This is a genomic window from Halanaerobium sp. MA284_MarDTE_T2 (assembly GCF_003337245.1).
GTDB lineage: Bacteria > Bacillota > Halanaerobiia > Halanaerobiales > Halanaerobiaceae > QPJE01.
In genome coordinates this window covers 46693-55537 of sequence record NZ_QPJE01000015.1, presented here as the reverse complement: position 1 = coordinate 55537, position 8845 = coordinate 46693, and the positions used below count along the sequence as shown (strand labels likewise).

At 33.9% G+C, this 8845-nt stretch carries 7 protein-coding genes and 1 other annotated feature; of the genes, 6 read left to right on the top strand and 1 reads right to left on the bottom strand.

What is annotated here, in order from left to right:
* Positions 1–28 precede the first annotated feature (28 nt).
* From DFR78_RS07895 to serS, 3 genes are all read left to right on the top strand, one after another.
* Positions 29–1060, top strand: a complete 1032-nt coding sequence (locus DFR78_RS07895) for an S-methyl-5-thioribose-1-phosphate isomerase (RefSeq protein ID WP_114458298.1) — start codon at positions 29–31, stop codon at positions 1058–1060.
* Positions 1061–1435: 375 nt separating this feature from the next.
* On the top strand, positions 1436–2563 hold the full coding sequence (gene ald, locus DFR78_RS07890) for an alanine dehydrogenase (protein ID WP_114458297.1): 1128 nt from the start codon (positions 1436–1438) through the stop codon (positions 2561–2563).
* A gap of 163 nt (positions 2564–2726) precedes the next feature.
* Positions 2727–2943 (top strand) — a binding site (T-box leader).
* A 62-nt stretch (positions 2944–3005) separates the two neighbouring features.
* Entirely contained in the window at positions 3006–4274 is a 1269-nt protein-coding gene (gene serS / locus DFR78_RS07885; RefSeq protein WP_114458296.1) for a serine--tRNA ligase, read from the top strand.
* A gap of 91 nt (positions 4275–4365) precedes the next feature.
* Here the strand turns inward: serS and DFR78_RS07880 are convergent, their stop codons facing one another.
* A complete protein-coding gene (locus tag DFR78_RS07880; protein WP_114458295.1) occupies positions 4366–5091 on the bottom strand; it encodes an SIMPL domain-containing protein in 726 nt (241 codons plus the stop codon).
* A gap of 222 nt (positions 5092–5313) precedes the next feature.
* Between DFR78_RS07880 and DFR78_RS07875 the strand changes: the two genes are divergently transcribed.
* The 3 genes from DFR78_RS07875 to DFR78_RS07865 all read left to right on the top strand — a co-directional run bounded on the left by DFR78_RS07875 (position 5314) and on the right by DFR78_RS07865 (position 8802).
* Positions 5314–6483: an MFS transporter gene (locus DFR78_RS07875; protein ID WP_114458294.1), complete on the top strand. Its 1170-nt coding sequence runs from the start codon at positions 5314–5316 to the stop codon at positions 6481–6483.
* Positions 6484–6753: 270 nt separating this feature from the next.
* Positions 6754–7617 carry a DUF4438 domain-containing protein gene (locus DFR78_RS07870; protein WP_114458293.1) on the top strand — a complete coding sequence of 288 codons (864 nt, stop codon included), beginning with the start codon at positions 6754–6756 and terminating at the stop codon, positions 7615–7617.
* A 54-nt stretch (positions 7618–7671) separates the two neighbouring features.
* Complete coding sequence (locus tag DFR78_RS07865; protein ID WP_114458292.1) at positions 7672–8802, top strand: glycerate kinase; 1131 nt, start codon at positions 7672–7674, stop codon at positions 8800–8802.
* The last annotated feature ends 43 nt before the right edge of the window (positions 8803–8845 follow it).

Genomic DNA, 8845 nt, shown 5'->3' with positions numbered 1-8845 from the left:
TTCACGATTATATTAGTAGGAGGGAAAAATGGAGAGGGCAGATAAAGGACTTGCTTTTATACTTAAATATGAAAATGTGGCCTGGTATGAAGATGGGAAAGTTAAAATTTTAGATAGACGGATATATCCCCAAAAAGTAGAATATGTTTGCTGTGAAAATCATAGAGAGGTGGCTCAGGCAATTGCTGATATGGTGACTCAGAGTGGTGGCCCCTATCTTGCTGCTCCAATGGGGATGGCTCTTGCTGCATATGAAGTTAGAGATAAAAAAGAAGAAGAACAGATTGATTATTTGAAAAAAGCAGCTTATAAACTTTCTCATGCTAGACCAACTACTGTTAAAAGAATGGAAATAGTGGTAAATAAAGCTCTTAATGCGGCAAAAAAAGCTATTAAAGCTGGTCAAAAAGCAGATAAGGCAATATTTGAACATGCATTAGAAGAAATTAATAATAAATATAAAAAAATAGATAGAATTGCCGGTAATTTAGTTGATTTTTTTCCTGATAAAGGAACAATAATTACACAGTGTTTTGCAGAATCAATAGTTGGACTTATGCTTAGAGAAGCAAAAAATAGGGGCAAAGATATTAAAGTAATCTGTCCCGAAACAAGACCATATTTTCAGGGGGCTCGTCTGACAGCAAGTGTAGCCTGTGAGCAGGGATTTGATGTAAGGGTTATAACAGATAATATGCCTGCATATGTAATGGAAAAAGAAAATGTTGATCTATTTACATCAGCAGCAGATGTAATAACTATGGACGGTCATGTAGTTAATAAAATAGGAACCTTTCAAATAGCAATGGCTGCTCATTATAATGATATACCTTATTTTGTAACAGGAGCTCCAGATAGAGATCATCCTGATATTGATAGTATTGAGATTGAAGAAAGAGATGGGGACTTTGTACTCCAGGCAATGGGAGAAAGAACTGCAGTGGAAGGTGTTAAAAGATATTATCCGGCCTTTGATATAACACCACCCAAATTTGTAAGTGGAGTAGTGACCGGAAAAGGCATATATTCCCCCTATGATTTAAAAAAATATTATAAGTGATAGAAGTTTCAGTTTGCTGATAAAGATTATAGATTATGGACTTATGTCGTAGAGTGGTCACAGTAAATAAGAAATAAATTGTCTTATTAGACTTGCAGAAAATTTAAAAACAAAAAATGGCCGGTATAAAAGGAGATAGACTTTAAAAAAATTTGTTGTTAATTGTTAAGTTGAGATTTTGATGAAATTTTACAAATTAATAGAGATTAATTTTTTGTTTAAAGCAGAAATTAAATGATTTAATGAGTATAAATAAAAGTGGGAAATATCATTTTAATTTTTATATCAAAAGTTAAAATGTAAATTTTTAGAACACTTTTATTATATTAAAAATACAGTGTTTAAACTGTAAAAAAATTAAAGGGGATGATTTTGATGATAGTAGGAGTACCAAAGGAAATTAAAAACAATGAAAACAGAGTTGCTATTACAGCTGCAGGTGTTGAAGCTTTGACTAAAGCCGGGCATGAAGTATTAATAGAAAAATATGCCGGTAAAGGCAGTGGAATCGATGATAAAGAATATATTTCTGCAGGGGCAACAATTCTTAGTGATAAAAAAGAATTATTTGAAAGAGCAGAAATGATTATGAAGGTAAAAGAACCGCTACCTGAAGAATATGATTACTTCCACGAAGACCAACTTCTATTTACCTATCTACATCTGGCAGCTGAAGAGAAATTAACCAAAGCTCTGCTGGACAAAAAAGTTGTAGGTGTAGCATATGAAACAATTCAGACAGAAGATGGTTCTTTACCGCTTTTGACACCGATGAGCGAAGTTGCAGGCAGGCTTGCAGCACAGGAAGGTGCTAAATTTTTAGAAAAGCCTAATGGTGGTAGAGGTGTTCTGCTGGGAGGAGTGCCTAGTGTAGAACCTGCTAAAGTAGTAATTGTTGGAGGGGGAATTGTTGGAGTAAATGCAGCAAAAATGGCTGTTGGTCTGGGAGCAGATGTAACTATTATGGATATTGATCAGGAAAAAATGCGTTATATAGATGACATTTTCAATGGTAGAGTAAAGACAGTAATGTCAAATACATATCATGTAATGGAAGAGGTAAAAAAAGCTGATCTAGTTATTGGAGCAGTTTTAATCCCTGGTGCTAAAGCTCCAAGTCTTGTCACAGAAGAAATGATAAAGGAAATGAAAGAGGGGGCAGTAATTGTTGATGTAGCAATTGACCAGGGTGGATGTGTTGAAGGAACTTATCCTACCACTCACGATGATCCTGTGTTTGTACGTCATGGAGTAGTTCACTATTCAGTTGCAAATATGCCAGGCGCGGTTGCCAGAACATCTACATATGCACTTACAAATGCAACACTGCCTTATGCACTTAAACTTGCCAATAAAGGTTACAAAAAAGCAATGGTAGATGATCCAGCACTTGCAAAGGGATTAAATACTCATGAAGGTGAACTGACATATAAAGCAGTTGCAGATGCATTTGATATGGATTATACACCACTTTCTGATCTTATAGCTGATTTTGAAGCATAAATTGAATCATAAATCTGAAAAATGATATTATTAAAGCAGGTGGCATTTAAGCTGCCTGCTTTTTTGCATCTTAATACTAAAAATTCGGAAACTCTTTTTTCTTTAAAGACTTGCATTTTTTTAGCTGCTGTATTATAATAAAATTCAAATTAATAGCCAGTTTAGAAAAGCATTGAACAGGAATAGTAAATTATCTAATCTGTCTTAGAAAGCTGGTGGATGATGAAAACCAGCCAGATTGATTATTGAATCCACCTGGGAGCTGAAAAGATGAAATCAAGTAGTCTTTTCCGGGAAAAATCCGTTATTTTTTCAAAGAGGCAGATAATAATAATCTGCCAGTAGGGTGGCACCACGGGAATATAACTCTCGTCCCTTTTTAGGGATGGGAGTTTTTTAATTTAATTATAATAAACTTAACTTAAAGAAGGAGGAATAAAAAATGTTAGATATGAAATTTATCAGGGAAAATCCAGAAATTATTGAGAAGGCACTTGAAAAGAGAGATATGGATTCACCAGTGCCTGAATTTAAGAAGCTGGATGACAGAAGAAGAGATTTGCTCTATGAGGCAGAGCAGCTTAAACATAAGCGCAATATTAATTCTGAAAAAATAGGTGAACTTAAGAGAAATGGGAAAGATGCTTCTGAATTAATTTCTGAAATGCAGGAAGTTTCTGCACAAATTAAGAAATATGACCAGGAAGTTAAAGAAATCGAAGAAAAATTAAATGATATTCTGCTTACTATTCCCAATATACCACATGAGTCTGTTCCAGTTGGATTAGATGAAAAAGATAATAAAGAAGTTAAAAGATGGGGTAAACCTAGAGAATTTGATTTTGAATTTAAAGCTCACTGGGATATTGGAGAAGAGCTGGATATTTTAGACTTTGAACGTGGTGGAAAGGTGACTGGAGCGAGATTTACTTTTCTTAAAGGTGCTGGGGCAAAGTTAGAGCGCAGTTTGGTTAATTTTATGCTTGATCTCCACACAGAGGAACACGGCTATAAAGAAGTATTTCCTCCTTTTGTAGCTAATGCTGATAGTATGACCGGGACAGGTCAGCTGCCTAAATTTAAACAAGATATGTTTAAATTAGAAGGGCTGGATTATTATTTAATTCCAACTGCCGAAGTTCCTGTGACAAATCTCTACCGTGACGAAATATTGAGTGCAGAAGATTTACCTCAGTATTTATGTGCTTACAGTGCCTGCTTTAGAGCAGAGGCCGGTGCTCATGGAAGGGACAGCAGAGGTATAATTAGACAGCATCAGTTTAATAAGGTAGAGATGGTTAAGTTTGTTAAACCAGAAGATTCTTATAATGAACTAGAAAAAATAACGGCTGATGCAGAAGATATCTTACAAAAATTAGAACTGCCATATAGAATAGTTACTTTATGTACCGGAGATTTAACATTTTCTTCTGCAAAGACTTATGATCTCGAAGTTTGGCTGCCTGCATATGATACTTATCGTGAGATCTCTTCCTGCAGTAATTTTGAAGATTTTCAGGCCAGAAGGGCCGGGATTAGATATCGCCCCAAAAAGGATGCAGGGGCAGAATTTGTGCATACATTAAATGGTTCAGGTCTGGCAATTGGAAGAACTGTTGCTGCCATTCTGGAAAATTATCAAAATGAAGATGGAACTGTAACTGTGCCAGAAGTTCTGCGGCCATATATGGGAACAGATATTATAAAGTAATTTTTAAATAATTAAAAAAATCCCTGCTGTAGATATATAATGTCACGGCAGGGTTTTAATTTATGAGCTTATTTTTATAAGCATAAAGAATTTATTTTAAAGAAAAAGCAGCATGTGCTGTTACACTGATTTCTTTGTTTCTACTGCTTGTATTGTAGATTCCCATACTTGAGGTATTGGTTGAATAAGGTTCTGTAATTTGAAAAATACCTGAGTTCATAGAAAGAACCTTATCTGGTTTAAGATCAGTTTCCTCTAACATTCTTTCTGCTCTTTCACGTGCATTTACTGTGGCTTCAGCAATAATTTCTTTTTTGAGATTATCTATTTCCGAAAAATAATACTGGAGGTTGGAATTTTCTATAAAGATATTTTTGTTATAAAGTTCTAATGGATTGAGAACAAGGTTTTCTACCTGATCGATATTTTTTGTTATTAAGAAAATATATTGATTCAATCTGTAACCTCTAAAAACCCTTTCACTATTTCCATCTTTATAAATATAATTAAATTCTTTTGTTACCTGTATTGGCTGGATATTAAATTGTTCAGTTTCTATGCCTATTTTGCTGATTTCTTCTTTAAAATTTAACAGCCGATCTTTCATTATTAAATAGCCCTGCTGCAGTTCTTCTGGATTTACTTCTGTTTCCAGATTGACAGACCACTTTAAAGTATCAGCTTCAAATGGTCTTTTTGCAATTCCTACTACTTTAATTGTATTTTCTTTATTAACTGCCTGGTAGAAAAATCCTCCCAGTATTAAAGCAGCAATTATAATTGAAATTGATAAGATAATATATGTATTATTTTTCATTTGATCCCTTCTTTTTTAATATTTTATATGATTACATTTATTATACCACAGAATAATAGTTTTTTCATTTATTGTAAAAAAACAGTGGTATCCTGAGATATTTTATGGAGAATTATTATTGATAAGAATATTTTGGTAAAGAAAAAATAAAAAATACTTGCTTTATCTTTGATTCCAAGATATGCTGTTTTATATAAAATATCTGGGAGTGATGGGATTAAAATGCTAAAATATTATATTTTAAGTTCTGTTCATCTAGTAACTGATTTTGCGCCAGGATCCATATTAATAATAATGACACACATGAAAACACTCTTAAATTTAAGTTATTTTCAGACAACATTAATTTATTTAATGATTGAAGTTACATCTTCTTTTCTGCAGCCAATATTAGGTTATATTTCAGATAAAGGTTATAAAGTATGGATTATACCTGCTTCTACAGTTCTTTCTATCACTGCTTTAAGTTCACTTGGATTTATCGATAATTATAAACTGCTGCTTTTTGTAGTATTTCTTTCTGGAATTGGAGTAGCTGCATTTCATCCTTATGCTTCCAGACTGGTTTTTCAGCTCAGCAGAGGTGGTAATCAGGCACAGGCAATGTCTATTTTTTCACTTGGTGGAACCCTGGGAGTTGCTTTTGCACCGGTGCTGATGTCATTTTTTATTGGTCTTTCTGGTCTTAAAGGAACAATCTATTTTCTAATACCGGCTATTTTAGTTATTCCAGCTGCCGGATATTATCTCTTTAAAATAGATGGTAAATATGTACTTGAGGATCCTTTTAAAAAAAGTGCTAAAAAGGGAAATCCTGAAGATGAAAAGAAAAGAGTAAATTCTATCATTATTCTTCTCCTATTTGTTATTGTTAGATCGTGGTTAAGTGCAGGTATTTTGAATTTTATACCACTTTATTTTATTGATTATCTGGGAAAAGCAGGGTTTTTTGGCAGTAGATTATTAACTTTATTTTTAACTGCAGGGGCTGTAGGTACTGTAATAGCAGGTCGGCTTGGGGATAAAATAGGGATGCTTAAAATTTTAACTGGTTTTATTACCTTAACTATACCTTTTACATATTTGATTTTTAATACAAGCAGTTTTATTACAAATATTGCTGCAGTTTTGACAGGTTTTGTCTTAATGAGCACTTTTGGTATAACAGTAATACTGGGCCAGCGAGTTATGCCCGGTAATGCAGGCCTTGCTGCCGGACTGATGACTGGTTTTGGATCAGGTTTAGGGGCACTGGGGGCCACTGGACTGGGATATATAGCAGATAGTTTTAGCATTATTTATTCTATAAGAGTAATATTAATGCTGCCTGTAGCCGCACTTGTTTTACTTGTTTTGTTGAATTTAAACAGAGATAAAATTTTAAATAATTAAAAGAAGTAATTTTAATAAGTAAGAGGAAAAACTTACAAATAGTTAAAAATAAGTTAAATTTATTTTAGGAAGGAAATTTGTTTAATTATAAAGAATTAAGTATTTGTGATACAATATAATTGATAACTTATATTGTATTTTTGCAGATAAGCAGCAATATTTATGCTTTCATTTTTTTGAATTGTTTTGAACAGCAAAAAATAAGTAAAATCGTTTTAAAGAATGATAAATACTGCTGTCAAAAAAATATTTTACAGGAGGGAATAAAAGATGAAATTTAATGAAAAGAATCTTGTTATGCAGTCTGTACAGGGAGTGATTGCTCATCCAAAAGCAGGAGCATCTCCTTACAGAGTTGATAGAGAGGGTATGGGGAATATTCTGCCTGCGACTGGTGGTATAACTTACAATGTAAGTATTGGAGATCCAGCTTTTGGCTGGGCTGGAGATCATATTGAACCTGGTGTAAGTATGAAGATAGTTGATAATAATCAGGGAGCAGAAAATATGGGTTTGGCTACACTTGCATGTATAGGAAATAGGGCAAAGGTGGTAAGTGGAAAGGCAGAAGGAGCTGAAGGATTTGTTACCGGTACACATGGTGGTATTGACCATGTTCTAATATATTTTGAAGCTGAAGAACTGGAAAAAATGAAAATTGGTGATGAGATCCTCATTAAGGCATATGGACAGGGGATAAAGATTAGAGATTATCCAGAGATTAAAGTCTTTAATATTGATCCGACATTATTAAAAAAGCTGAATATTAAAGAAGAGGACGGCAAATTAAAAATAGGTGTTGCTGCAGAAATACCTGGAGAAATAATGGGATCTGGTATAGGATCTTCTTCTGTCGGCAGAGGTGATTATGATATTACAACAGGTGATACTGAACTTATCAGAGAACTGGAGATTGATAAACTTCGCCTGGGCGATATTGTGTATTTAAAAGATTGTGATAATACTTATGGTAGAGAATTTAAGCGTGGTGCGGGGAGTATTGGTGTTGTAATTCACAGTGATTGTATAAAGATGGGACATGGACCAGGTGTGACTACTCTTTTTACTGCTAAAAATAATTTAATTGAGACTTTTATTGATAAAGAAGCAAATCTCATTAATTATTTTGATTAATTAGATCAACTTATAAAATTTAATTTTAAAACCGGAGAAGGGTGGCGTATTATTTTGAAAATCTTAATAGCTCCTGATTCTTTTAAAGGATCTTTAACTGCTCTGGAAGCTGCCAGTGCAGTTGAAAAAGGAATAAAGAATTTTGATATGAATATTGAGACCCAAAAAATACCGCTGGCAGATGGTGGTGAAGGCACCATCCAGGCTTTGATTGATTTTACTGGTGGTAGAAAAATTTCTAAAAAGGTGCATGACCCTCTGGGAAGGATTATAGAAGCAGAATATGCTCTACTTGATGATGGGACTGCTGTAATTGAAATGGCTGAAGCTTCTGGGCTCACTCTGCTTTCTCCAGAAGAGAGAAATCCTCTTGTTACTACAACTTATGGTACTGGAGAGCTAATAGCAGATGCTCTTAATGAGGGAGCGAAAAAGTTGATTATTGCTATTGGAGGTAGTGCAACCAATGATGCTGGAGTGGGGCTGGCCCAGGCTTTAGGGGCTCATTTTTTTGATAAAAATGCAGAAGAGATATCTTTCGGTGGTGAAAACCTCAGCAAAATTAAAGAAATCGATCTCAGCAAATTAAAAGAAACTTTAAAAGGAGTAGAAGTAATAACTGCATGTGATGTTGATAATCCTTTTTATGGGGAAAATGGTGCTGCATATGTTTATGCACCTCAAAAAGGTGCAGACGCAGAAATGGTTAAAATACTTGATAAAAATCTAAAACATTTTGCCGGGCTCATTAAAAGAGAATTTAATATTGATCTTCAAAAAATTCCTGGTACTGGTGCTGCGGGTGGCCTTGGTGGAGGTTTAATTACATTTTTGAATTCTGAACTTAAATCAGGTATAGAAATTGTATTAGATAAAGTTGGATTTGATAATTACCTTAAAAATGTTGATTTATTAATTACTGGAGAAGGAATGATAGATAGCCAGACTGTATCAGGCAAAGCTGCTGCTGGTGCAGCTTCTAGAGCAAAAAAACATAATATCGATGTAATTGCTGTGGCTGGTTCTTTAGCAGAAGGTTATAAAAAAGTTAATAAATCTGGAATTGATGCAGTTTTTAGTATTTTAAAAAGTCCAATTACTTTAGAAGAAGCAATGCAATCAGGTGATATTTTGTTAGAAGAGCTGACAGAACAGATAATTAGGCTCTATCTCCTGGGAAAATAACATAATTTAGTGTTCATATAACAATGCAGGAGCGAGAAATTAA